Source organism: Pedobacter sp. Leaf41, from assembly GCF_001422545.1.
Lineage (GTDB): Bacteria > Bacteroidota > Bacteroidia > Sphingobacteriales > Sphingobacteriaceae > Pedobacter.
On record NZ_LMLE01000007.1, the window covers coordinates 308636 to 332704 of the forward strand.

Below are 24069 nucleotides of genomic sequence, written 5' to 3' on the forward strand. Positions count from 1 at the left end.
CTTGGTTAACGGATCAAATGCTGTGGCACAAATGACCTATCTGCCACATTACACCTCTAAAAATGGTTTAGCCAGCAACAATTGCTATTACATTTTGCAAGATCAGAAGGGCTTTATCTGGATAGCAACCGATAATGGAATCAGCCGTTTCGATGGTACAAACTTCCAAAATTTCACCATTGAAGATGGTTTGCCCGACACGCAAATCCTTCAAATGAAAGAAGACCAATTTGGAAGAATTTGGTTTTTTGCATTAAACGGGCAATTAAGTTATCTGCAAGATGGAAAATTTTATAACCAGGATAACAGTCAATTATTAAAGCAACTTAGCCTAAACACTGTTATTGTTTCTTTTTTGATGGATAAGCAAGGCAGAATTTGGTTAGGTACAAACTCAAATTTAATTGTTTGTTGGGATGGAAAACGAATTAGAAAGTACGTTTCTCCAAATCCGAAAGATAAATTCATCAATGCGTTTATTCACGAAGACGAAAATGGCAACATCTATTCGTATAGCGATCTAAGTGTTCAGAAATTTAACGGCGCTACTTTTTCGATCTTAAAATCTAATGTTCAGCCGCTTTCTTACATGACAGCGAGCAACACTAAATCAAAGTCGTTAATTTATCTGGATAAAAGTGGACTAAAAGAATTGAGCAAAGGGAATATCAATAGCTTAATTTCCATTCCCCAAAACCTGATTAAAAACATGTCTGGTTATTTCTACTATGATAGCGCAGCTAAAGAGGTTTGGATTGCCAATGCAAATGGTTCGTTTGCTTTGGATAAAAATGGAAAAACAGTTCAGTATCTTCAGGATATTCCCGTAAACCAGGTAATAAAAGATAGCAACAAGAACATGTGGTTTGCCACCAATGTTGGAATCTATATGTTACCAAATGCAAGCAATCGTTTATCCATTATTGATGCAGAATCTGGCTTGAGCAGTAATGTCATCAAAAGCATTACCAAAGATGGTAAAAACAGGCTTTGGCTCGGCACAGACGATGCCGTTATTGATGTTTTAACCATCGATAACTATCAGGTAAATGAAATTGGGTTAGATGATTTTAAGAAATACAAAACCATAAAACAACTAAACTTCGACCAAAAAAATCAATCGATATATTTTTCTTCAGATTATGGGATGGGTGTTTTTAAAAATATCTACAGCACCACAAATGCAGTAAACTACTTAAAGGAAGCTAATAATTCCATGTTTGTAATTAAACATTTTAGCGTTGATGAAAAAAGCAATCGTTTAGCCCTGGCACTTTCTTCTGGGGTTGTTTTTTTATCTGATAGAATAAACAATTTTGAATTCAATTCCTTGAAATATCGGGAGAAGGAAGATTTCTTCAAAGATCGCTCTTACCATGTGTTTTACGATCGGACAGGTAATTTGTGGTTTTCAAATATCAATGGTTTATCTCAGTTTGTAAACGGAAAACTCATTAAGCATTTTGAAAAACATCCCCTACTCACTAAAAGAATTAATGATATTCAACAATTGGCTGATGGCACATTGATTTTGGCTACAGACGGATATGGATTGCTTTTTTACAAAAATGACCAAATTGTAAAACAGATCACTCAAAAAGATGGCTTAACCAATAATATTTGTACTAAAATATTCGTAAAAAATAACGAGATATGGGTACTCACCAACAAGGGCGTTAATAAAATTGCCAATTATCCGCAAAAGCTTAGCGTTGCCAATTTCGATTACGGGAAAGATTTATTGAGTGATGATATCAACAGTTTATTTATTGATGACAGCACGGCGTATTTCGCTACCAATAAAGGGCTGATTCTTTTCAAGTACAACAATAAAAACATCAGCAGAAATTTACCGAAGGTTTATGTAACCTCTATCATCAAAGACAAGGATAGATTGCCCGTAAATCAAAAAAATTTCACCTTCGAAACAGGAAATAATACCATTTTATTCACTTTTAGTGCAGTAGATTTTACCACAAGCGACATTACTTATCGTTATCGGTTAAGTGAAAATTCTGCCTGGGTAGAAACCAGAACCCGCCGTTTAGATTTTTCATCGCTTCAATCCGGAGAATATAATTTCGAAGTTTCGGCCAAAAGCCAAAACGGAAACTGGGGGCCATCCGCAAAAATTTCATTTACCATTACCAAGCATTTTTGGCAAAGCTTATGGTTTTTATCCATCTTAATCCTTTTGGTGGCCTACATTTTTTACAAAGTTGCGGTTTACATCACCAGAAAACAAAAGGATAAGGAACAAGAGCAGCTTTTGCTAAAAAACAAGGTGTTGATGTTAGAGCAGCAGGCTTTACAGGCAATGATGAATCCACATTTTGTATTCAATGTGATGAATTCTATACAGCATTATATTAATACGCAGAACACGGCATCAGCTAATCGGGTATTAACCGGGTTTGCTCGGTTAATAAGAAAAAACCTGGAAATTTGTACCAAAAGCTATATCTCTCTGGAAGAAGAACTTGAATATTTGAATTTGTATTTAAAGCTCGAGAAAAATAGATTCGGAGATAAGTTACAATACTCCTTTGCAATTGATGATCAAATAGATAAGGAAGAAACTTTAATCCCATCGATGCTATTACAGCCTTACGTAGAGAATGCAATTTGGCATGGCATTATGCCAAAAGAAACGGGTGGCGAAATACAAATTAATATTAAAATTGATGTTCCAGAGTATTTAAACATCGAGATAATTGATGATGGTGTTGGTATTGACAATTCTTTGAGGGAGAAAAAAGAAACACACATTAGCAAAGGTATGCAACTTACCAAAGAAAGATTGCATTTGTTAGGACAGATTGCAGCAAAACCTATACACCTCAGTGTTAAACAAAAGGCCACAAATGGTACAATCGTTTCTATATCTATACCGTTAAAATAGATTTTTTACCGTTTACTCAATTATTAATACCATTCACTAAATAGAACTTACACCGAATCTCGTTTAGCCTTAAACTTGTGTTAGAAATAAACGATAGTGTTTATCAAAACGTTCTTATAGAATTGATATAGATATTTAATAACCTAACCTAAAACTATATCTTAATTCAGGTTTCATTTGTGTGTTGAAAGCGGTCTTGTTTTTTAAAAAGCGAGACCGCTTTTTTTATGTCCAAAAATTATATTTTTGTATATGTCCCAAACCGATATTACCAGGCACATAGAAGCGCTCATATTCTCTTCTGTTCAAAGTATTACCGTTCAAGAAATCATCTTAGCTTTAAATGCGGTTTTCGAAGCAGAGTTTATTGAAACACAGATTTTTGAAAGCTTAGATCTTATTCAAGAAAAGTATAAACATCATGATTTCGCAATCGAATTGGTAAACCTAAATAAAGGATATCAGTTTCTAACAAAAAAGGATTATCATGAAACGGTAAATCAACTTCAATTGCATCGCTCAAAGAAAAAGCTGAGTCAGGCTGCTATGGAAACCTTAGCCATTATCGCATACCGCCAGCCGATTACAAAATTAGAAATTGAACAAATTAGAGGTGTAAATTCTGATTATTCTGTTCAGCGATTGCTGGAAAAAGAACTTATAAGTATTGATGGCAAAGCTGAAACTCCGGGCAGACCAATTCTTTACAGCACTAGTAATATTTTCATGGACTATTTTGGTTTAAACAATTTAAACCAGCTTCCACAGCTAAAAGATATTACGAAGGAGGAAAATACGGTAGGTGAAAATGCGGAATAGCAGAAATTAATTTATTTGTTTTCAGGTTGTTATTAGAAAAAGTTTTTTTGTATTTTTAAAGTAGAAAAGCAATTTTTATTTTTGTGATATGAAAGCGCCGAAGAAACTCCCTACTAAGCCGACTACCAAAAAACAGGTAGATGAAGACGATGATCTTGAAGATGACGATATTCAAACCACGAAAAAAAAGCCTCAAGATGAAGATGAAGACGATTTTGATTTGCCATTAGATGACCTTGATAATTTCGACAACTTCGATGATGACGATGACGATTACTAATCATTAAAAAACTATATATTTGAAAAAGCATCCTGCCATTAGGCTGGGTGCTTTTTAATTTTAAAATCTACCCATGCAAGTTGTATCAGTAAGCAATTCATCACTAAAAAAAGACTTCTTAACGGTTCCAAAAATCCTCTATAAAAACGACAAAAATTTCATTTGTCCTCTAGATAGTGAAGTTGAAAATGTTTTCAACCCTGAGAAGAATAGTTTTTTCAGTCACGGAAAATGTACCCGTTGGGTTTTGAAAGATGATGCTGGAAATTTAATCGGTCGGGTTGCTGCTTTCATTAACGAAAAAAAAGCATTCAATTATGATCAGCCAACCGGCGGGATGGGCTTTTTTGAATGCATTGAAGATGAAAAAGCTGCCTTTTTACTCTTTGATACCGCAAAGGAATGGCTTATCGAAAATGGAATGAAAGCAATGGATGGACCCATAAACTTTGGCGAAAATGATTCATTTTGGGGTTTGTTAGTTGAAGGTTTCACTCCTCCATCATTTGGAATGAATTATAATTTTCCATACTACCAGAAATTTTTTGATGCTTACGGATTCGTAACCGAATATGAACAATTAACCAACCATATTAATTTAACCATTCCTTTTCCAGAGCGATTTACTAAGATAGCCAATTGGGTAAGGAACAAGCCTGGGTACACTTTCGAATATTTTAGCAAAGCAAACGCCGAAAAGTACATTGCGGATTTGATGGAAATTTATAATGATGGCTGGCAGGATTTTGAAAACTTCGTTCCGATAAAAAAGGAAACTCTCGAAGAAAGCTTCAAAAGTATGGAACCCATTATGGATGAGCACTTGATTCAATTTGCTTATTTTAATGGTGAGCCTGCTTCATTTGTGGTTTTAATTCCTGATGCCAACCAGATGATTAAAGGTTTTAATGGAAAACTTGGTTTATTAGAGAAGCTTAAATTTGCTTATCGCCGATGGGTGGGTGTTAAACGTATGAGAGCTATCGTGATGGGCACAAAACCAAAATTCCAGAAACATGGCTTAGAATCAGTTCTCTTTATCAGGCTAGGTGAATATGTGTTGCCAAAAAATCAATACAAAGAACTGGAATTGAGTTGGGTTGGCGATTTTAACGAGCAGATGATTGCCATACATAAAGCTACCGGCGCTACGTTTGGTAAGAAGCATTTAACGATGCGAAAAGTGTTTTAAGCAGGGCAAGCGTCAGTGATCAAAGAATAAGGAATAAAGATTAAGTAGCCTAGATTAATTGGCCTTACTATTCTTTGCTCTTTCATCTTTATACCTGTTACCTACATCCCCAATTTATCATAAAGATCAATAACCTTCTTGCGAAGTTTATTGATCTCTTCATCTTTTTCCAGAAGTTGTTCTTTAAGGTCAACTAGTTCTTCTGATGAATTTGATGACTCCTCTTCTCCGGTGATTAATTTACTGATCGATACCTCAAATACTTTGGAAATTTGCAATAAGCGTGAGATGTTTAAATCTGTTTGCCCGGTTTCTATTTTACAAAATGCGGGAGTAGAAATATTAAGCATTCTAGCAGCTTCCGCTTGATTTAAACCCAGCGCTACCCTACTCTGCTTAATACGATCTCCTAAAACCTTCATTTACAGACTAATTATTATTTTGGTAAAGCTGCAGCTAGTTCAGGCAAATCAAAGCCTGCATAGTTTCCAGAACTCATCATTAAAAGATTTGCATTCTTATAGTTCAAGCTTAACAAATAGGCTTTCAGTTGAGCTGCATCGTTAAAGAATTTTAGCTTCGGGTTGGCAAAAGCCTGTTGAACATCTTCTTCTGAAAATGGCTCCATTCTTTTTTGCTCAAAACTTTTAAGATCAATAAAGACGATTGCTTCATCAGCTTTGTCCATTGCGCCAGCATATTCTTTTAAAAAGTCCTTATTTAAGCTACTAAAGGTGTGTAATTCGATACAAGCAACCAATCTGCGATCTGTGAACTGTGCTTTGACAGCTTCAATAGTAGCTTTTAGTTTCGATGGAGAATGGGCAAAATCCTTATAAACATTGGTAGAGTCATCAGCTGAGATTACTTCTAAACGCTTTGCAGCTCCAGTGAATGAGGCAATTGCGGTATCAAAATCGTTTTGGTTTATATCTAACTGTTCACAAACTAATTTAGCTGCATTTAAATTCATTAGGTTATGGTCGCCAAATATTTTTAGAGCAGTTTTCTCTGGCAATAAGTAGGTTATTCCATTTTTGATGTCGTGTTCAGGAATGGCATAACCTATCTTGTGAATCTTTGCTTTTGATTTTAAAGCAATTTCATTTAAATCTTGGTCTGCTTCACAATATATTAATGTTCCGTTTTCCTCAATGGTATCGATAAACTTATCGAACTGCAAAGTATAATCTGCGTAAGTAGGAAAAACATTGATATGATCCCAGGCGATGCCACTGATCACTGCTACATTTGCTTTGTAAAGATGAAATTTTGGCCGTCTATCAATTGGTGACGATAAATACTCATCGCCTTCGATAATCATAACCGGTGCCTCATCTGTAATTTTTACCATCGTTTCGAAACCAGCGAGTTGTGCTCCAACCAAATAATCAAAATCACGATTGTAATGATTGAGCACATGTAAAATCATACTTGTGATGGTCGTTTTACCATGACTGCCGCCAATTACTACACGCAGTTTGTTTTTACTTTGCTCATAGACGTATTCTGGATAAGAATAAATTTTAATACCCAGCTCTTGCGCTTTAATTAGCTCAGGATTGTCAATACGAGCATGCATACCCAAAATAACAGCTTCAAGGTTATTAGAGATTCGATTTTCATCCCATCCCATTTCTGACGACAATAAACCATATTTTTCCAAACGAGATTTTGCTGGTTCAAATATCACATCATCAGAACCGGAAATTTGATAACCTTTTTTATGAAGTGCAATGGCCAGGTTGTGCATCGCACTTCCGCCAATTGCAATAAAATGTATACGCATATTTTTTTTTCGATTAAAGATAAAAGAGCAATGATTAAAGATTTAGTGGCCTAATGCTAACCATTTTAGCTTTGTTATTTTATTCTTTGCTCTTTTATCCCTGCTCTTTGCTCCATTTATTTTTTCTCAAACTGGGCAGCAACCCAATCACCATTTTGTTTGTGATCAAGGTATTGAATACCATATTTAGCACACTCAGCAGTGATCATGCCTAAATCGGGATCCAAATAAAAACCACTAAAAAAGATTTTTCCACCTGATTGAAGCACGTCCGCATAACGATGAATTTGATCAAGCAAAATATTTCTGTTGATGTTGGCAAAAATCACATCATATTCTTCGTTTGGAATAACTTCTTTACTGCCACAAAGCGCTTTCAGATTAGAGATGTTATTTAACACAGCATTTTCGATGGTACTTTCGTAACATACGTTATCATAATCTATCGCTACCAAATTCTTTGCACCAAGTTTAGCGGCAAGAATTGCGAGGATTGCGGTTCCGCAACCCATATCCAATACAGTTTTATCTTTTAAATCTGCAGCTAGAATATACTGCATCATCATTGATGTAGTTTGATGGTGACCTGTTCCGAAGGACATTTTCGGATCTATCACAATCTCATAAGGATAAGATGGTTGTGGCTCATGGAAAGTTGCTCTCACGTAACATACATCATCAATAATCAACGGATTGAAATTCTTTTCCCACTCTGCATTCCAGTTTTCGTCGGCAACATCTTCTAAAGTATAATTTGTTACAAAATCATCGGTATAATGAGCAAGCAGTTCTTTCAATGCATGCTCACTGAAATTATCTTTCATTACAAAAGCAGTGAACCCATTCTCACTATCCTCAAATGTATCAAACCCTAAATCAGCAAGATCGCTGATGAGTAGATCCTGTTGATAGTCTTCGATATTTTCGAATTTAAATATTGCTTTTACGTACTGCATTTAGCTATTTAATGCTTTAATAATATCTGTGAAATCACGAGATTTTAATGATGCACCACCAATTAAACCACCATCAATATCTTTTTGAGCGAATAAACTAGCTGCATTTCCTGGATTACAACTTCCGCCATAAAGAATTGTGGTATCGTCTGCGATATTGAAACCATAGTTAGCCTCTATTTCAGAACGGATGAATGCGTGAATATCTTGTGCTTGTTCTGGTGATGCTGTTAAACCTGTACCAATCGCCCAAACTGGTTCGTAAGCAATTACAATCTTTGAAAAATCGGTATCGCTTAAACTGAAAATACCTTCAACTAATTGTTTCTTTAATACTTCATAATAGCTCCCGTTTTCACGTTCATCTAAAGTTTCGCCGATGCAAAAAATTGGTGTTAACCCGTGGGCCAAAGCAGTTTTGGTTTTTGCAGCCAAAAGCTCATCACTTTCAGCCTGATATTGTCTGCGCTCAGAGTGACCTAAAATTACGTACTCCACGCCAACAGATTTGATCATCTTTGCAGAAATTTCGCCTGTGTAAGCGCCGCTTTCTTTGTCGTGAATATTTTGAGCCCCTATTTTAACATCACTTCCACCCAACTTTGCCAAACTATTTAAATGAATAAAAGGAGCACAAATAACAGCTAATTGATTACCCTTACATTCATCCTTCACCATATTTACAATCTCACTGAATAACGAAATACCTTCGTTATAATCTAAATTCATTTTCCAGTTTCCGGCTACTATTTGTTTTCTCATTGTGTTTTATTTTGTTAATTGGTGATTTCTATCGAAATCATGGTTAAATATTAAAAGTATCTGTGAGGCGCCGTTAATTCAAAAACCTTTGTTAGAATATCTTTTTCTGTATCGTCGAAAATAACATTTTTTCTCGCGAATACTTTCTCTGTTGTTTCGAACATTTTATTCAGTTTGTAATCCAAAAAGCCATCTGCTCCACCCCAGCTAAAATCTGGGATATGATTTGGAGGCAAGCCACCACCAAAAATATTTGCACTCACGCCTACAATACTGCCCGTATTAAACATCGTGTTAATGCCCGATTTAGCATGATCGGCCATAATCAAACCGCAAAACTGCAAATTAGTATTACGCATTTTTTTAGTTTCGTAATTGTAAAGCTTTACTTCAGCATAATTGTTCTTCAAGTTCGAGTTATTGGTATCGGCACCAATGTTAACCCATTCACCAAGTACCGAGTTGCCCAAATATCCATCATGTCCTTTCGCAGAATTGCCCCAAATTACCGAATTATTAATTTCGCCACCTGCACGGCTATTCGGTCCGATGGTAGTACCTGAATAAATCTTCGCACCCATTTTAATTGATGAATTTTCGCAAAGGGCAAAAGATCCCCGTATTAAACTTCCTTCCCAAATCTCAGCATTTTTCCCAACATAAATTGGTCCATAACCGGTATTTAAAACGCTGCATTCGGCTTTTGCACCTTCTTCAAAAAAAATATCATCGCCCATCAATTGATTGGTACTACTAATTTTTGCAGAAGTCCGGCCTTTGGTTAACAACTCAAAATCTTTCCTAATTTCAGCTGGGTTATTTGCGAAAATATTTTCCGGATAAGTTATTTTAACGAACTCAAACTCATAATTGATGGGTTTTAATTGCTGTTCAGCTTGCTTATAAGTCAATTCTTCATTACAGTTGAAGGCGATAACAACACCTTTTGCTACGAGAAATTCTCCTTCTTTAGTTCCTGAAATTGCATCGAGCAAATTTTGATCAGGACAAATTGAGCCATTTATAAAAAGACTAGCGTTCTTCTTGACTGCATATTTTATAGAAAGATATTCTTGAGTTTGGAAACCGAAGTCGGCATTTAAGTATTTCGCCCATTTTTCTGCAATGGTTAAAATACCAATTCGCAAATCAGCAACGGGCCTGGTAAACGTAAGCGGACGGAGAGACGCCCAGCAAGCATCATCAAATAAATTGATTGTCATAAGCAACAAAAATAAAAAAAGTCCCGATGCTTTTGGCAAAGGGACTTCAAAAAATGCTTTTTACAGCTAAAATTATTTTTTAGCGTAACGGTTTTTGAATTTATCGATACGTCCTGCAGTATCAACCAATTTCATTTTACCAGTATAAAAAGGGTGTGAGGTATGAGAGATCTCTAATTTATAAAGAGGATACTCATTACCATCTTCCCATTTAATAGTTTCTTTAGTATCTACACAAGATTTTGTTAAGAAAGCATATTCGTTAGACATATCTTTGAAAACAACTGGTCTGTAGCTTGTAGGGTGCAAATCTTTTTTCATCGTATTTTTATTTTCTTTTAATTGTGATGAAGCTATCTCGCTAACGCTTCGATGGTTTCATTTGGATATTATTTAAAGTTATTTGTGTGAAAGCATCAAGAACATTCTTGCAATTTGCTGGCAACAACGCTTATGATAATCTCTATTAGTCTTTTCTAACCTCTATTTTAGAGGATGCAAATATCCAAATTTTATTTTTGATTTACAAGAGCCTTCAAGAAATATTTTAAAACACCGAAATAGTTGGCGAAACTTGATCTGTATCAAAAACTACCCTTGCCTCACCTTGTTTAATAAACGATGTTCCCCTTTTGAGTTATCAATATTAATTAAGCCATAGCGAATATTTCTGAGTTGTGTTCCATCTTTCTCACCAGAGATAATTATTCCAAACATAGCAAAATCGCTACCACGAACAGATTTAACCTTTCCGTAAACTGTAAAATTGTTTCCATTGCCAAATCCTGATCGTTTTCTTCAAGTTCGGAATTCGAATTTCTTTGAGCAAAAACGAAAACAGGAAAAAGTAAGGTGATCAGGAAACGGCAACTCATTACTTAAAGGTATTAAAACACAAATGATTAGACTGTAATAAATTTGTCGGCAACTACTTACTATATTTTTTCCAGGTTTCAATTTTTGCCATTTGTCTGGCGAGATAGGCATCTGCAATTACTTCCGCCGAACTTTTTCCCTCAATATTTTCTAACAATTCTTTCAACTTGTACTGATCAACATCTGCTTTATATAAAATTTGAACGAGTTTAGGAAAGTCATTATCCACTAAGTAAGCAAATGCTTCAACCAATGTTTCCCGAAGTTGACTTTCGGAAAGTTCATCAGGAAGATCAAAATCTTTATTGATAATTTTAATTAGTGACATGGAACGAGTTTTTTTGGATTGAAAGGTTTTAAGATCAAGTTGATTTATTTGTTGAATTTGAATTACTGCATGGAGTTAAATAAACCTGATAATAGCGACAGCTCCCGATTCTTCATCGGGACTACAGCGGTTAGCAGGGCTGCTGTAAGCGATAAAATCAAAATCGTTCGTTTTCAAATATTAAATTAAGAAAACACGTTCTGCAATCACCTTCAATTTCTCATTTCCCATTTTCCAGTCTCTACCTTTTACACCCACTTAATTTCCTGGCAAAGCTCTATTAAAACTCCGTTTGTATCTTTTGGATGTACAAAGCATACCATTTTATTATCGGCACCTTTTTTTGGAACGTCGTTAAGCAGTGTAAAACCATTGGCTTTTAGTCGCTCCATTTCCTCAATAATGTCATCAACCGCAAAGGCAATATGGTGAATCCCCTCTCCTTTTTTCTGCAAAAATTTCGCTATTGCACTATCGTCGGCAGTTGCTTCTAAAAGTTCAACTTTATTTTCGCCTGCTTTTAGAAATGCAGTGTTAACGTGTTCTGATGCAACAATTTCCGTTTTATAACAGGAGGTATTTAATAAGAGTTCGTAAAGTGGAACTGATTTATTGAGGTTGTTTACGGCAATACCGATATGTTCTATCTTGTTCATCGTTTAAAAAGGTTGGTTGAATGTAAAAATGCGTGTTTTATCTATAAGGTCATAGCTATTAATTATAATTGTTCGAAAAGTTTTTTTGTATCTTTGTGATCATAATTAACAGAATAGAGATGAAACAGCCGATATATTTAGATAATAACGCAACAACACCTTTAGACCCTAGAGTGTTGGAAGCGATGCTACCTTACTTTACTGAAAAATTTGGAAATGCCGCAAGCCGAAATCACGCTTTTGGATGGGTGGCTGAAGAGGGAGTAGATTATGCTCGTGAGCAGGTAGCCAAATTAATCGGCTGTACTGAAAAAGAAGTAATTTTTACATCGGGCGCAACCGAAGCTGATAACTTGGCTATTAAAGGTGTGTTCGAAATGTATAAAGATAAGGGTAATCACATTATTACTGCGGTTACAGAGCACAAAGCCGTTTTAGATACTTGTAAACACCTGGAGAAAAACGGTGCTAGAGTGACATACTTAGGAGTTAAAGAAGATGGTTTAATTGATTTGGCTGAATTAGAAGCTGCAATGACTCCTGAAACGATCTTAGTTTCGATTATGTACGGTAACAACGAAATTGGCGTGATCCAACCGGTTAAAGAAATTTCGGCAATTGCACACAAACATGGTGCTTTATTTATGACTGATGCTACGCAGGCAGTTGGTAAAATTCCAGTTGATGTTAATGCAGACGGAATCGACTTAATGGCGTTTTCAGCACATAAAATGTACGGGCCGAAAGGCGTTGGTGCACTTTACGTTCGTAGAAAAAACCCGAGAGTTAAAGTTACTTCACAAATGGATGGCGGAGGCCACGAACGCGGCATGCGTTCTGGTACATTGAACGTTCCTGGTATTGTTGGTTTGGGTAAAGCATGCGAACTTTGTCGTTTAGAGATGGAAAGCGAAGCAATTCGTTTATCTGGTTTACGCGATAAATTAGAATCGACTTTAAACCAAATGGAAGAAAGTTATGTTAATGGTAATACACAACACCGTTTACCACATGTAGCAAACATCTCTTTTAAATACGTTGAGGGTGAAGGTTTAATGATGGCCATGAGCGATTTAGCGGTATCTTCGGGTTCAGCTTGTACTTCGGCATCTTTAGAGCCATCTTATGTATTAAAGAGCTTAGGTTTATCTGATGATTTGGCACACTCTTCTATCCGTTATGGCTTAGGAAGATTTACTACCGAAGAAGAAATTGACCAGGCGATTGCAGTTACTCAAAAAGCCGTGAATCACTTAAGAGAACTTTCTCCACTTTGGGAAATGTTTAAAGAAGGAATTGACTTGAGTAAAATTGAGTGGGCAGAACATTAATTGGCGAAGCAAATTAATGAGTTAAGAGTTGTAAGTTATTAGTTTTAAGTCTGGAGCATAAGCAACTAATTTATAACACCTGACCTGCAACATGCAACTCGAAACATATAACAAAAATTAAACCATCCCACAAGGGATTTAAAGAAATAGAAATCATGGCATATTCAGAAAAAGTAATTGACCATTACAATAACCCACGTAACGTGGGTACATTAAATAAAGACAGCAAATTTGTAGGAACTGGTTTAGTTGGCGCACCTGAGTGTGGTGACGTAATGCGTTTACAAATTGAGGTTGGAGAAGATAACGTAATCACCGATGCTAAATTTAAAACATTCGGTTGTGGTTCGGCTATCGCATCTTCGTCTTTAGCTACAGAATGGTTAAAAGGAAAAACAATCGATGAAGCTTTATCTATCGATAACATGGATATTGTTGAAGAATTGGCTTTACCTCCAGTAAAAATTCACTGCTCGGTGTTGGCAGAAGATGCAATTAAATCTGCCATTAACGATTACCGCGTTAAAAATGGCTTAGAGGCAATTGTATTGGAAAAATCACATCACTAGTAAAAATTTAGATTTTAGATTTACGATTTTTCGTATTTAATCTAAAATCGTAAATCTAAAATCGTAAATCAATATGATTACTATAACAGATAAAGCAAAAGAAAAAATCACACATTTAATGCAGGATTCAGAAATGGGTTCTGATTATTTCTTACGTGTTTCCGTAAAAGGTGGCGGTTGTTCTGGCTTATCGTATAACCTGGATTTTGATAACGAAGAACAAAAAGGCGATCAGTTTTTTGAAGACAGAGGAATTAAAATCGCATTAGATATGAAATCTTTCCTTTACCTGGCGGGTACGGAGTTAGATTTTACTGATGGATTGAATGGAAAAGGTTTCAACTTTATCAATCCAAATGCCAGTCGCAGTTGTGGTTGTGGCGAGAGTTTCTCCGTTTAAAATTCATCATAAATAATATTTAAAGGTCTCGATTTTTCGAGGCCTTTTTGCGTTTAAAGAACTTACTCGTTGCCAATAGAACAATCTTACTTCAAAGAATAAAAGGAGATTACTTTTTTCTCGCAATGACGATTATAATATAGTCTGCGTAAATCCTGTTAATCTGCGGGATATAAATTTTTATCAACATAATTCAAATCAAGCTTGCAATTACACTTATATCTTCTTCCGCTGATTAACGCAGATCTCGCAGATTAAAAATGATTTCTTAGCTTAGATTTTGAATTTATAACTCATGTTTAATTCAAAGATTTTTTTGATCTGCGGAAAAACATATTCAAATCAAAAGCAGCGAGCGTACATCAATTTGCTTTTTTAAACCAAAAAGCATTATTATTGTTAATTATATTGACTACCAAATAACGAGCGATGCCATTAATTAACGAATTTTCAACCATCCCTACTCTTTTAAGAAATGTTGTAAAAAACATTCACAAACCCGAAGAAACTTTTTTAATACATAAACAAGGTGCTGAATGGTTGGAGATATCATTTGAAGATACTTTAAAAAGAGCTGACGCAGTTTCCGCTTTCTTTCTCGAAAAAGGAATAAAGAAAGGCGATCGGTTAGGATTAATGATCGAAAATTCGCCCGAATATGTCTATTATGATCAAGGCATTCAGCAAATTGGCGTAATAAATGTTTCTATTTACCCAACGCTATCAGAACAAGAAGTAGCCTACATCATTAACGATTCTGGCATTAAAGGAATATTAGTTGGTAATAGTTTTCTTTTTAGAAAAGTACTTAAAGTTGCTTCAAACTGTAAAGACATAAAATATATCATTCCTGCATTTAAAGATTTTGAGAAAGTAAAAGTGCCATCAGATGTTGATGTAGAAATTATATCTTTTTCCGACATCTTAGCCTTGAAGCATCAAATTACAGCGGCAGAAAAAGCAGAAATAGATCAATGCAGAAGTTTAGTGCTTCCTGAGGATGTATCATCTTTGATTTATACCTCTGGTACCACAGGAACGCCAAAAGGGGTTATGCTTACACACCATAATTTTGTTAAAAATGTGGAGGTGTGTCTGCAACAAATCCCGGTAATCGATCAAACCGAAACTTTCCTTTCATTTTTACCTCTGTCGCATGTGTTCGAGCGCACAGCCACCTATCATGTCTGTTGCACTCAAGGCTGTAAAATTGCTTTCGCTCAAAGCTTAGAACTACTGGCGAAAAATATGGGCGAAGTTAGGCCGACGGTAATGAGTTGCGTACCTAGATTATTGGAACGGATACATGATAAAGCAATTAAATCTGGTACAGCTGGCGGAGGTACTAAGGCTAAAATTTTTATTTGGGCGCTGGAAACTGGCAAGAAATATCGTATAAAAAAAGAGGCAGGTGAAAATCCTGGATTCATTCTTTCGACTAAAAAAGCAATTGCCGAGAAATTAGTTTTTAGTAAAATTAAGGAGAAAACCGGAGGCCGCTTAAAATTTATGATATCTGGTGGGGCTGCCTTACCGAAAAATGTGGGTGAGTTTTTCGGTGATTTAGGGATTAAAATATTGGAAGGTTTTGGCTTAACCGAAACTTCGCCGGTAATGTCTGTAACCGAATACCATCGCCAGGTTTATGGTACTGTGGGTCGTGTTATTCCAGGTATTGAAGTGGGAATTCAAGATGTAGAAAGCAAAGAAATTATTAACATCCAAACGCATCATACTTTTAACGAAGATTTTGAGTGTGCTGAAGGCGAGGTAATTGTTCGGGGCCATTGTGTAATGAAAGGATATTTCAATAAACCAGCAGAAACGGCTGAAGCAATCGATCAGGACATGTGGTTCCACACTGGTGATATTGGTCGATTTTATAAAGGCAACTTACAAATTACAGATCGACTCAAAAACATGATCGTTAATGCTTATGGCAAAAACGTTTACCCTACTCCTGTAGAAAATATCTATCTAAAAAGCCCGAAGATCGATCAGTTATTTTTAATAGGAGATAAACGAGAATTTATTACCGCTATCATAATTCCAAATAAAGAAACATTAGAAGAAACATTCAACCTAAAATCGTCTTATTTCGAAGATGCCGATCCATTTATACGCGAACAGGAAATAATTGATTGGATGGAGCAAGACATCAAGAAAATCTCAAACGAACTTGCCAAATTCGAACGCATCAAGAATTTCAAAATTAAACGCAATCCATTCAGTATTGATGAAGGTGAGATTACACCTACCATGAAGGTTAAACGTAGAATTGTAGAAAAGAAATATAGTGATACGATCGATGCAATGTATGAAGAAGGGATCGAGGCAGAATCTTGATATCGTTTTTAAAGTTCTTATAAATCATTTTAATCTAAAGATTATTATTCTAAATCTAGAAGAGTGGTTGCATTCGTTCTTCTACTATTCTTATGGAACACTTGACGACTGAGCATGTGGTAACTTAATTAACTTTTATTTTTTGCGTTTCTATAATCTATCTGGAGATTTTTGAAAGCCTGCACTAAATTGTTGTACTGCATCTCATCAACCCAGAGATAAGGAACTTCAACACATTCTGTTAACATAAAGAACCAATCCTGCTTTTTTTTGACTCTCCAGGAATAGCTGTACTTAACAGCACTACTTGGGAAAACCAGGCGTATGATACGCATTGGGTTTGACTCGATCCCAAAACATTTTCAACCGACAAGATTTCAGAAGGATTAAATTGAAACAATATTCCACGGCTATTTTCTGAATCATCAAATTCATAAAGAGCTAAAATTACGAGATTTTTCCTGTCGATGAATTTAACGTTTGTAATGGGAGATCGATCCTCGCTTGAGTTAAACTTTATATTCACACCTTGAGTAAGAATTTTATTGATATAGGAAACAATTTCTTTTCTACTTCCAGATTGTCCGTAAATATTGAGCGATAGAATCAATAACCCAAAGAGTATCAACTTAGATTTTATATCAATGATATAAATAAAACATGTTAAAAGTTAAATTTTCTCCAAAATCTTGAAAAATTAGCTACCTTTCAACTGTCAGAGTAATGTAATTCACATCACTCTTGTAAATGCGACGGAAGTGAATATGGTTATAATCAATAGTTTTAAAGAGTACGAATCATTTTTGGGAAAAGAAATTGGCAGCTCTCAGTGGCACAAAATAGATCAGCAACAAATCACAAAATTTGCCGAGGCAACTTTAGATTTTCAATGGATCCATTGTGATGAGCGGAAAGCTAAGGATGAAGGACCATTCGGTTCTACTATTGCTCATGGCTATTTAACTTTGTCTCTTATTCCTTATTTATGGAAACAAATCGCTGACATTCAAAATGTTAAGATGGAAGTTAACTACGGGATTGAAAAATTTAAATTTAACAAACCTGTTTTAGTAAATGATGAAGTTCAATTAAGGGCGAAATTGATTGCAATATCTGATTTAAGAGGCATTACAAAAGTGGTAATCGAAGCGAATCTTGATATTAAAGGCCAAACCAAAACAGCCTATACCGGAAATGTGGTTTTTCTTTATCATTTCAATTAAAAGCAACTCCAACAGGAAGAATAAAAAGGTATAAATCTTTTCTGCTCTAGGAGAGGTAAATACTATTATTAAACATCTTGCAAAATTGTTACTTTTGCAAAAAATACCTGAAATGAGTATAGGATTATCAGAACAAGAAATATTACGACGTGAGTCGCTAAAACAATTACGAGCGTTAGGCATCGAGCCTTATCCTGCAGAATCTTATGATGTAAATGTAAGTGCTGCTGATATATTGAAGAACTACGAAAAGGATAAAACTGCTTATAAGACGGTTAGTTTGGCTGGTCGTATTATGGGGCGTAACATCATGGGCGCTGCTTCTTTTGCCGAAATTCAAGATTCTACTGCCCGTATTCAGGTCTATTTAAAAAGAGACGAACTTTGCCCAGGCGAAGACAAAACATTATACAATACGGTATTCAAAAAACTTTTGGATATTGGCGATTTCATTGGAATTAAAGGCTATGTTTTCACTACTCAAACTGGTGAAATTTCTATCCACGTTACCGAATTTAAAGTATTAGCGAAATCACTTCGTCCCCTTCCTATCGTTAAACGAGATGATGAGGGCAATGTTTACGATGGATTTACGAATCCGGAATTGCGTTATAGAATGCGCTATGTTGATTTAACCGTCAATCCAGATTACAAACAAATTTTCATCAAACGGAGTAAAGTAATTAACTCCATGCGCAACTATTTTGATGAGCAAGGCTGGATGGAAGTAGAAACGCCTATTCTTCAACCAATTCACGGAGGTGCAGCCGCTCGTCCTTTTGCTACCCATCATAATACTTTAGACATGCCGCTTTATTTGCGAATTGCAAATGAGTTGTACTTAAAAAGACTAATAGTTGCCGGTTTCGATGGGGTTTATGAATTCGGTAAAATGTTCCGTAATGAAGGAATGGACCGTACCCATAACCCCGAATTTACTTCAATGGAGATATATGTTGCCTATAAAGATTATATCTGGATGATGGCTATGGTTGAAGAATGTTTAGAGAAAGTAGCGATTGCAACCAACGGCTCAGCGGTGGTTAAAGTGGGCGACAACGATATCAATTTCGAAGGACCGTATGAGAAATTAACCATGTACGAGTCAATTCAGAAATATACAGGAATTGACGTTTCTTCAATGGATGAAGAAGCGCTGCTTCAAACCTGTGCAACTTTGGGCATTCAAACAGATTCTACCATGGGTCGTGGTAAATTAGTAGACGAGATTTTTAGTGAAAAAGTAGAAGCTAATCTCATTCAGCCTACTTTCATCACAGATTATCCTATCGAAATGACTCCGTTAGCAAAAAAGCACCGCTCTGCTCCTGGTTTAGTAGAACGTTTTGAAATCTTTGTAAATGGTAAAGAAATCGGAAATGCTTATTCAGAGTTAAATGATCCTATCGATCAAAAAGAACGTTTTGAAGATCAATTAACGCTAGCAGATCGTGGTGATGATGAAGCAATGGCCATGGATGAAGATTTTGTTCGTGCTTTAGAATATGGTATGCCGCCAACATCAGGTTTAGGTTTCGGTATCGACAGAATTGTAATGTTAATGACCAACCAAAGCACCATTCAGGAAGTATTATTCTTCCCACAAATGCGCCCTGAGAAAAAGAAGATTGAATTATCTCCGGAAGAAACTGAATTATTTGCCTTGGTAAAAGAAGATGAACAAGTCTTATTGACAGATGTTAAGACTAAACTTACAGACTGGAGCAACAAAAAGTGGGATACCACCCTTAAAGGTCTCACTGGTAAAGGAGTTTTAAAAGTTACTAAAACCGACGAAGGTTTGTTTTTATCGCATAAATAAAAACCTTAACATAAACATAACAAAAACTTAAAAGGCTTGCTAACAATTGTTTAGCAAGCCTTTTCTATATTTACAGCAATCAATAGAAAAAGATTGCCTTATGAATACTTCAAGCTTAGAAATCAACGAAAGAGAGTACTGCATAAAACTGAGTAAAGATGCATTTGATTTAACCCTTGTCCGCCAATTAATCAAAAGAATACAAGCCGAAGCCCTATTCTTCTCTAAAATTCAAAATGAAGAAGATGATATTTTGAGTAAAAGATCTCAAAGAGAAGAACTAGAAGGATATGATAGTTTAGACGATAAATAGCTGATGATTTACCTGTTACGAGTTACAGGTTCTGCGTTATTAATGGCTTCAGACACTTTCAACGTTTAACCTTCACTTTTAACCCTACTAATCAATATCCAACGTACCTTCCACCGAATCATCCATGGTTTTGCCTGTAATAACAGAGGCTGCCATCTTTAAAAATGCCACGGCTGTTCCGTTTTTAGTGTCCCAATAATAACCTTCAGATGGGATCACTTTTATCAAGGTGATATTTGGATCTTCTTTCCCACCCTGAAACCAGGTTTTAATAAATGGACTCCACAGCTCATCAATCTTAGCCTGATCTCTGCTGATTTCAGAAATGCCATAAATGTTTACAAAGCCCGAATGTGCACCCGCCTGGAATAGTAAGTGTGTAAACGGATCGGTAGCTATTTCGTCGTTTTTATGGCTGTCTTTCATACTCATAAACCAAATATTTCCTTCATCATCAACCTGCTGAATAGCCATTGGCCTTACTGATAGAGGAACTCCGGTTTTAATATTGGTGCAAAAAAAGCAACTTTCTGCCTTTTCAGCAAGGCTGCGTAATTTTTCAACTGCTTCTTTGCCACCTAAATCTTTAATATTATCTTCTTCCTGAGTATTGTTAGTACTTCCTTCTTGTGATGTTGCCATAGTATAGATTTTTCTCTTTACTACAATAAGAATGCAAGTTTAGTTTTAAATTTTGCAAAGCAATGTAATTGCTACTATCAACGTTCGCCCTGCTATCACTAATATCTTTTTGCGAGCGGCTATCGTTTATTTAAAATTTGTGCAACAAAAGTATAACCGTTCTTTCCAGGTTTAGCGAACACAAACCTGATTTCAGCCACTCAAATTCTGAAAGCAGGCCTTGCAAAAGGAGGCTAAACCTCTTCGACAGAAAGAACCTTCTTAGCCAGTTCACCTACTATTAATCGCTGTACAATAAGCTACAATACCACTACAAAGTACGTTATCCCTACCAATAGCGGTTCGTGCGGACCCTCATCCATTTGATAATACTCTCTCCAAAATATCAAATAATTTCGACTAACCTAAATTACTTTTTAGATTATGACTTTACTTGCTGTATTTTTAAGCACAAAAAAAGCCGATTTTCATCGGCTTTGATTTATTTCAATATCGGGAATTTATCTATAACGAACTTGCTGTTGTTTGTCCATCATCCCCATCTGATCTTTCATTTGTTTTATCTGATCGGCTAATAATTTATTTTTATCGGCTTTCTTAGCCTCTGCTAAATACATTGTCGCTTCACGTTTATTGCGTTTAGCCATTGCGATTCCAGCTAAACTTAACTTTGCCAAGGCAACATTATGTTCCATCTGCATACCCAGGTTCAAAGCAGTTTTAAAATATTTTTCTGATTTTAATGGAGCAGTTCTGCTTTCAATTAAACCAACAAGTAAATTATAATAACCATGTTGCACCCTAATCAACTGCTTTTCATAATTTGTAATTCTATCTAAGTAAGCCTTTGCCTTTGGCATATTGTCTTTTCTTAAAAACCACTGTGCTAAAAGCATGTTTTCGTTAAAAAAGAAGGTTACCAATATAATTAGCCCTAATAAAATAGCCACAATTCCCCATGGCCAAAAACCGAAAATAAATAAAGCTACTGCGCCACCCAGTAAAGCAACCCCCGCAATTAATCTGATAATATTTGGCATAAAATTTATTCTAATTATTTTTTTTTTGCAAATATCGTTTTTAAATGGCATAATTTAGATTTTAAAACGATAATTTCATTAAAAATTTCACAGTCTAAACAATTCTTCAAATTAATATGAAAATTCTCTTATCTATAACCCTAATCGCACTTGCCATGAACGTTTCAGCTCAAGAAATTAACAAAAAAATTCACGATCAAGCTAAAAATAAAGATGTATTAATAAATGTGTGTACAAGGGAAGGTATTACCACATTCCCAGAATTTAAGGAAATGTACGATCCAATTTATGCGGCTTATGTTCCTGACGCGGCTACACTGATTGAATTAAAAAAGCTGGTTAAGAACGAGAAGATCAAAATTGTTTTTGGTACCTGGTGTGGAGATAGCAAAGTAAATGTTCCTAATTTTTTCAAAGTTTTAGATGCGCTTCACTTCAAAGAAAAGAATGTAGAAATAATTGCTGTTGATGGAAACAAGAAAGCAGAAAACGGTATTATTGACGGGTTAGATATCCAAAGAGTACCTACGTTTATCGTTTTTGATAAGAAAGGAAAAGAATTGGGTAGAATAGTTGAACATCCTAAAACAACACTTGAAGCAGATTTGCTGGAAATCTATAAAAAGAAATCATAAAACTTTTGCGTGCGGGTTTTGGTTTTACCTCCAATAACGCAATTACTAACTCTTAAAAATTTAATAATAATACATGTCTGCAGCACTCGAACCTGGTTGGTTATCTGTTTTAGAGCAGGAATTTGAAAAAGAGTATATGATAAATCTTAAGTCTTTCCTCAAAGCTGAAAAGGACGCGGGTGTTAACATTTATCCTAAAAACGCAGATATTTTTAATGCGCTGAACACCACTCCATTCGATAAGGTAAAGGTGGTGATCCTGGGTCAGGATCCGTATCACGGAGCAGGCCAGGCCCATGGTTTATCATTTTCTGTTCAGCGAGGCGTATCTGTTCCTCCATCTTTAAAAAATATTTATAAGGAACTGGAAAACGATATCGAAGGGTTCAAGGCTCCTAATCATGGTCATCTAACCCACTGGGCCGAACAGGGTGTTTTACTATTGAATTCGACATTAACGGTCAGAGCATCTACACCAGGATCACACCAGAATCGTGGATGGGAAGTTTTTACAGATGAAATTATCAAGGCCATTTCTCAGAAACTAGAACATGTGGTTTTCTTACTCTGGGGGAAATATGCGCAACAAAAGGCAACTCTAATTGATCAAAAAAAACATTATGTTTTAACTTCTGCTCACCCCTCTCCTTTTTCAGCACATACTGGCTTTTTGGGTTCCCGGCCATTCTCAAAAACAAACCAGCTGCTGATTCAGAATAATCTGAAACCAATCGACTGGAATTTGCCTACTTAATGAATACCTATTTCATTAGCGGATTAGGCGCCGACAAACGTATATTTTCTCGTTTAAAATTACACCGAAGCATTAATATCATCCATGTTGAATGGATCAATCCGTTAAGGAAAGAATTGCTGTCTGAATATGCCAAAAGGTTAAGCGAAATAATAGATACTTCGGAAAAATTTGCATTGGTTGGCGTTTCCTTTGGCGGAATGATTGCGGTTGAGATCGCTAAAATTCTAAATCCGGTTCTTACAATTGTAATCTCGAGTACCATTCAAAGTAATACGTTACCTCCTCTTTATAAGTTTGCAAGTAAGCTAAAGTTGGTTGAAATAATTCCGTCATGGTTGATAAAGTCGTCAAATAGGCTTACCCAGAACTTCTTTTTTGGTACGCAATCAAATGCTGAAGCGAAATTATTAACAAAGATTATTAACGATACCGATAGACGATTCCTAAAATGGGCAATTGGAAGTATTTTAAGCTGGAGAAACGATTTAATACCTGAACGATTATACCACATTCACGGCACGAAAGATAAAATTTTGTATTCAAGAAAATCTAACCCCGATTTTGTAATTGAAAACGGAACCCACTTGATGGTTTATCAAAATGCAGCCGAAATTTCGGAGATCATCAATAAATTAATCATCAACGCATAAGATTGTCCCGTCCAGATAAAAATCAAAATAGAGATGACAATGGCTAGAAAAACTCCTCCAGGGTTTTGAGATTAATATTCCAAAGGAACTATAGGCTCTTTCTTTGTTGTCGACATAATCATCATGGTTTGAAAAGTTTTAACCACAGAAATTTTGCTGATTTTTTCCATAATCAATCGTTCATAAGATTTAATGTCTTTAACATAAACTTTTAAAAGGAAATCTGCCTGGCCCGTTACGTGGTGACACTCAGTAATTTCTTTAATTTGGTTTACTTCATCAAGAAAAATCTGAATGGTATTGTTTTTATGGAAATCAAGTTGAATTTGAATAAAAGTCTTAATCCCTAAACCCAATTTTTCTTCGTCTACTAAAGCATGGTAGCTTTTAATAAAACCAGCCATTTCTAATTTACGAACACGCTCCAAAGTTGGTGCCGGCGATAAACCAATTTCTTGTGATAAAAGCAAGTTGGTAATTCTACCGTTTTCTTGTAAGATTCTTAAAATTTTAAAATCGATCTTATCTAATTCTGATGCCATATTAGTTCAAAGGTAT

Annotated in this window: 26 protein-coding genes; 14 read left to right on the plus strand and 12 right to left on the minus strand. The window is 35.6% G+C overall.

Features of this window, described 5'->3' with window-relative positions; genetic code table 11:
- The first annotated feature begins 31 nt into the window (after positions 1 to 31).
- The 4 genes from ASE92_RS11730 (at position 32) to ASE92_RS11745 (ending at position 5193) form a co-directional block, all read left to right on the plus strand.
- Positions 32 to 2902 (plus strand): two-component regulator propeller domain-containing protein, encoded by a 2871-nt coding sequence (locus ASE92_RS11730; protein WP_235527351.1) that lies wholly within the window; start codon positions 32 to 34, stop codon positions 2900 to 2902.
- Positions 2903 to 3154: 252 nt separating this feature from the next.
- Complete coding sequence (gene scpB / locus ASE92_RS11735) at positions 3155 to 3721, plus strand: SMC-Scp complex subunit ScpB (protein ID WP_056850290.1); 567 nt, start codon at positions 3155 to 3157, stop codon at positions 3719 to 3721.
- A gap of 88 nt (positions 3722 to 3809) precedes the next feature.
- Positions 3810 to 4001 carry a hypothetical protein gene (locus tag ASE92_RS11740; protein ID WP_056850291.1) on the plus strand — a complete coding sequence of 64 codons (192 nt, stop codon included), beginning with the start codon at positions 3810 to 3812 and terminating at the stop codon, positions 3999 to 4001.
- Between the two features lie 73 nt (positions 4002 to 4074).
- Positions 4075 to 5193: a hypothetical protein gene (locus tag ASE92_RS11745; protein WP_056850292.1), complete on the plus strand. Its 1119-nt coding sequence runs from the start codon at positions 4075 to 4077 to the stop codon at positions 5191 to 5193.
- A gap of 101 nt (positions 5194 to 5294) precedes the next feature.
- On the opposite strand, the gene ASE92_RS11750 is transcribed toward ASE92_RS11745, so the two are convergent.
- The 8 genes from ASE92_RS11750 to mce all read right to left on the minus strand — a co-directional run bounded on the left by ASE92_RS11750 (position 5295) and on the right by mce (position 11783).
- A complete protein-coding gene (locus ASE92_RS11750; RefSeq protein ID WP_056850293.1) occupies positions 5295 to 5615 on the minus strand; it encodes a helix-turn-helix domain-containing protein in 321 nt (106 codons plus the stop codon).
- A 14-nt stretch (positions 5616 to 5629) separates the two neighbouring features.
- Positions 5630 to 6982, minus strand: coding sequence for a UDP-N-acetylmuramate--L-alanine ligase (gene murC, locus ASE92_RS11755; protein ID WP_056850294.1), 1353 nt, complete (start codon positions 6980 to 6982; stop codon positions 5630 to 5632).
- 116 nt (positions 6983 to 7098) lie between these two features.
- Positions 7099 to 7938: a 50S ribosomal protein L11 methyltransferase gene (prmA, locus tag ASE92_RS11760; protein ID WP_056850295.1), complete on the minus strand. Its 840-nt coding sequence runs from the start codon at positions 7936 to 7938 to the stop codon at positions 7099 to 7101.
- On the minus strand, positions 7939 to 8700 hold the full coding sequence (gene tpiA / locus ASE92_RS11765) for a triose-phosphate isomerase (protein WP_056850296.1): 762 nt from the start codon (positions 8698 to 8700) through the stop codon (positions 7939 to 7941).
- Positions 8701 to 8750: 50 nt separating this feature from the next.
- Complete coding sequence (locus ASE92_RS11770; protein ID WP_056850297.1) at positions 8751 to 9923, minus strand: putative sugar nucleotidyl transferase; 1173 nt, start codon at positions 9921 to 9923, stop codon at positions 8751 to 8753.
- A gap of 72 nt (positions 9924 to 9995) precedes the next feature.
- Positions 9996 to 10244, minus strand: coding sequence for a type B 50S ribosomal protein L31 (locus ASE92_RS11775; RefSeq protein WP_025142617.1), 249 nt, complete (start codon positions 10242 to 10244; stop codon positions 9996 to 9998).
- Between the two features lie 607 nt (positions 10245 to 10851).
- Positions 10852 to 11127 (minus strand): hypothetical protein, encoded by a 276-nt coding sequence (locus tag ASE92_RS11780; protein ID WP_056850298.1) that lies wholly within the window; start codon positions 11125 to 11127, stop codon positions 10852 to 10854.
- A gap of 248 nt (positions 11128 to 11375) precedes the next feature.
- The gene (gene mce, locus ASE92_RS11785; protein WP_056850299.1) at positions 11376 to 11783 is read right to left on the minus strand and encodes a methylmalonyl-CoA epimerase; all 408 of its coding nucleotides are present in this window, start codon (positions 11781 to 11783) and stop codon (positions 11376 to 11378) included.
- Between the two features lie 119 nt (positions 11784 to 11902).
- Here mce and ASE92_RS11790 point away from each other — a divergent pair, with 119 nt between their 5' ends.
- The 4 genes from ASE92_RS11790 (at position 11903) to ASE92_RS11805 (ending at position 16429) form a co-directional block, all read left to right on the plus strand.
- The gene (locus ASE92_RS11790; RefSeq protein ID WP_056850300.1) at positions 11903 to 13114 is read left to right on the plus strand and encodes an IscS subfamily cysteine desulfurase; all 1212 of its coding nucleotides are present in this window, start codon (positions 11903 to 11905) and stop codon (positions 13112 to 13114) included.
- A 155-nt stretch (positions 13115 to 13269) separates the two neighbouring features.
- Complete coding sequence (gene iscU, locus ASE92_RS11795; RefSeq protein WP_025142622.1) at positions 13270 to 13683, plus strand: Fe-S cluster assembly scaffold IscU; 414 nt, start codon at positions 13270 to 13272, stop codon at positions 13681 to 13683.
- Positions 13684 to 13756: 73 nt separating this feature from the next.
- Positions 13757 to 14083, plus strand: a complete 327-nt coding sequence (locus ASE92_RS11800) for an iron-sulfur cluster assembly accessory protein (RefSeq protein WP_025142623.1) — start codon at positions 13757 to 13759, stop codon at positions 14081 to 14083.
- A gap of 429 nt (positions 14084 to 14512) precedes the next feature.
- Complete coding sequence (locus ASE92_RS11805) at positions 14513 to 16429, plus strand: long-chain fatty acid--CoA ligase (protein ID WP_056850301.1); 1917 nt, start codon at positions 14513 to 14515, stop codon at positions 16427 to 16429.
- A 128-nt stretch (positions 16430 to 16557) separates the two neighbouring features.
- On the opposite strand, the gene ASE92_RS21180 is transcribed toward ASE92_RS11805, so the two are convergent.
- Positions 16558 to 16764 (minus strand): hypothetical protein, encoded by a 207-nt coding sequence (locus ASE92_RS21180; protein WP_157255724.1) that lies wholly within the window; start codon positions 16762 to 16764, stop codon positions 16558 to 16560.
- Between the two features lie 429 nt (positions 16765 to 17193).
- Between ASE92_RS21180 and ASE92_RS11815 the strand changes: the two genes are divergently transcribed.
- From ASE92_RS11815 to ASE92_RS11825, 3 genes are all read left to right on the plus strand, one after another.
- Positions 17194 to 17652 (plus strand): MaoC family dehydratase, encoded by a 459-nt coding sequence (locus tag ASE92_RS11815; RefSeq protein WP_056850303.1) that lies wholly within the window; start codon positions 17194 to 17196, stop codon positions 17650 to 17652.
- A 112-nt stretch (positions 17653 to 17764) separates the two neighbouring features.
- The gene (gene lysS / locus ASE92_RS11820; RefSeq protein WP_056850304.1) at positions 17765 to 19474 is read left to right on the plus strand and encodes a lysine--tRNA ligase; all 1710 of its coding nucleotides are present in this window, start codon (positions 17765 to 17767) and stop codon (positions 19472 to 19474) included.
- Between the two features lie 100 nt (positions 19475 to 19574).
- Positions 19575 to 19787 carry a hypothetical protein gene (locus tag ASE92_RS11825; protein ID WP_056850305.1) on the plus strand — a complete coding sequence of 71 codons (213 nt, stop codon included), beginning with the start codon at positions 19575 to 19577 and terminating at the stop codon, positions 19785 to 19787.
- Positions 19788 to 19874: 87 nt separating this feature from the next.
- On the opposite strand, the gene ASE92_RS11830 is transcribed toward ASE92_RS11825, so the two are convergent.
- Together ASE92_RS11830 and ASE92_RS11835 are read right to left on the minus strand one after the other, a co-directional pair.
- Complete coding sequence (locus tag ASE92_RS11830) at positions 19875 to 20429, minus strand: pyridoxamine 5'-phosphate oxidase family protein (RefSeq protein WP_056850306.1); 555 nt, start codon at positions 20427 to 20429, stop codon at positions 19875 to 19877.
- A 500-nt stretch (positions 20430 to 20929) separates the two neighbouring features.
- The gene (locus tag ASE92_RS11835) at positions 20930 to 21469 is read right to left on the minus strand and encodes a DUF2892 domain-containing protein (protein WP_056850420.1); all 540 of its coding nucleotides are present in this window, start codon (positions 21467 to 21469) and stop codon (positions 20930 to 20932) included.
- A 116-nt stretch (positions 21470 to 21585) separates the two neighbouring features.
- Here ASE92_RS11835 and ASE92_RS11840 point away from each other — a divergent pair, with 116 nt between their 5' ends.
- From ASE92_RS11840 to ASE92_RS11850, 3 genes are all read left to right on the plus strand, one after another.
- Entirely contained in the window at positions 21586 to 22104 is a 519-nt protein-coding gene (locus tag ASE92_RS11840) for a thioredoxin family protein (protein ID WP_056850307.1), read from the plus strand.
- Positions 22105 to 22177: 73 nt separating this feature from the next.
- Complete coding sequence (ung, locus tag ASE92_RS11845; RefSeq protein WP_056850308.1) at positions 22178 to 22858, plus strand: uracil-DNA glycosylase; 681 nt, start codon at positions 22178 to 22180, stop codon at positions 22856 to 22858.
- The gene (locus ASE92_RS11850) at positions 22858 to 23511 is read left to right on the plus strand and encodes an alpha/beta hydrolase (protein ID WP_056850309.1); all 654 of its coding nucleotides are present in this window, start codon (positions 22858 to 22860) and stop codon (positions 23509 to 23511) included. The genes ung and ASE92_RS11850 overlap by 1 nt, the downstream gene beginning before the upstream one ends.
- 71 nt (positions 23512 to 23582) lie before the next feature.
- On the opposite strand, the gene ASE92_RS11855 is transcribed toward ASE92_RS11850, so the two are convergent.
- Positions 23583 to 24053 (minus strand): Lrp/AsnC family transcriptional regulator, encoded by a 471-nt coding sequence (locus ASE92_RS11855; RefSeq protein ID WP_056850310.1) that lies wholly within the window; start codon positions 24051 to 24053, stop codon positions 23583 to 23585.
- Positions 24054 to 24069 lie beyond the last annotated feature (16 nt).

Bases quoted from the DNA above. Each gene is read 5' to 3' on its own strand.
- ASE92_RS11730 (WP_235527351.1), top strand. From the start codon at position 32: ATGACCTATCTGCCACATTACACCTCTAAAAATGGTTTAGCCAGCAAC.
- scpB (WP_056850290.1), top strand. From the start codon at position 3,155: ATGTCCCAAACCGATATTACCAGGCACATAGAAGCGCTCATATTCTCT.
- ASE92_RS11740 (WP_056850291.1), top strand. From the start codon at position 3,810: ATGAAAGCGCCGAAGAAACTCCCTACTAAGCCGACTACCAAAAAACAG.
- ASE92_RS11745 (WP_056850292.1), top strand. From the start codon at position 4,075: ATGCAAGTTGTATCAGTAAGCAATTCATCACTAAAAAAAGACTTCTTA.
- ASE92_RS11750 (WP_056850293.1), bottom strand. From the start codon at position 5,615: ATGAAGGTTTTAGGAGATCGTATTAAGCAGAGTAGGGTAGCGCTGGGT.
- murC (WP_056850294.1), bottom strand. From the start codon at position 6,982: ATGCGTATACATTTTATTGCAATTGGCGGAAGTGCGATGCACAACCTG.
- prmA (WP_056850295.1), bottom strand. From the start codon at position 7,938: ATGCAGTACGTAAAAGCAATATTTAAATTCGAAAATATCGAAGACTAT.
- tpiA (WP_056850296.1), bottom strand. From the start codon at position 8,700: ATGAGAAAACAAATAGTAGCCGGAAACTGGAAAATGAATTTAGATTAT.
- ASE92_RS11770 (WP_056850297.1), bottom strand. From the start codon at position 9,923: ATGACAATCAATTTATTTGATGATGCTTGCTGGGCGTCTCTCCGTCCG.
- ASE92_RS11775 (WP_025142617.1), bottom strand. From the start codon at position 10,244: ATGAAAAAAGATTTGCACCCTACAAGCTACAGACCAGTTGTTTTCAAA.
- ASE92_RS11780 (WP_056850298.1), bottom strand. From the start codon at position 11,127: ATGTCACTAATTAAAATTATCAATAAAGATTTTGATCTTCCTGATGAA.
- mce (WP_056850299.1), bottom strand. From the start codon at position 11,783: ATGAACAAGATAGAACATATCGGTATTGCCGTAAACAACCTCAATAAA.
- ASE92_RS11790 (WP_056850300.1), top strand. From the start codon at position 11,903: ATGAAACAGCCGATATATTTAGATAATAACGCAACAACACCTTTAGAC.
- iscU (WP_025142622.1), top strand. From the start codon at position 13,270: ATGGCATATTCAGAAAAAGTAATTGACCATTACAATAACCCACGTAAC.
- ASE92_RS11800 (WP_025142623.1), top strand. From the start codon at position 13,757: ATGATTACTATAACAGATAAAGCAAAAGAAAAAATCACACATTTAATG.
- ASE92_RS11805 (WP_056850301.1), top strand. From the start codon at position 14,513: ATGCCATTAATTAACGAATTTTCAACCATCCCTACTCTTTTAAGAAAT.
- ASE92_RS21180 (WP_157255724.1), bottom strand. From the start codon at position 16,764: ATGCGTATCATACGCCTGGTTTTCCCAAGTAGTGCTGTTAAGTACAGC.
- ASE92_RS11815 (WP_056850303.1), top strand. From the start codon at position 17,194: ATGGTTATAATCAATAGTTTTAAAGAGTACGAATCATTTTTGGGAAAA.
- lysS (WP_056850304.1), top strand. From the start codon at position 17,765: ATGAGTATAGGATTATCAGAACAAGAAATATTACGACGTGAGTCGCTA.
- ASE92_RS11825 (WP_056850305.1), top strand. From the start codon at position 19,575: ATGAATACTTCAAGCTTAGAAATCAACGAAAGAGAGTACTGCATAAAA.
- ASE92_RS11830 (WP_056850306.1), bottom strand. From the start codon at position 20,429: ATGGCAACATCACAAGAAGGAAGTACTAACAATACTCAGGAAGAAGAT.
- ASE92_RS11835 (WP_056850420.1), bottom strand. From the start codon at position 21,469: ATGCCAAATATTATCAGATTAATTGCGGGGGTTGCTTTACTGGGTGGC.
- ASE92_RS11840 (WP_056850307.1), top strand. From the start codon at position 21,586: ATGAAAATTCTCTTATCTATAACCCTAATCGCACTTGCCATGAACGTT.
- ung (WP_056850308.1), top strand. From the start codon at position 22,178: ATGTCTGCAGCACTCGAACCTGGTTGGTTATCTGTTTTAGAGCAGGAA.
- ASE92_RS11850 (WP_056850309.1), top strand. From the start codon at position 22,858: ATGAATACCTATTTCATTAGCGGATTAGGCGCCGACAAACGTATATTT.
- ASE92_RS11855 (WP_056850310.1), bottom strand. From the start codon at position 24,053: ATGGCATCAGAATTAGATAAGATCGATTTTAAAATTTTAAGAATCTTA.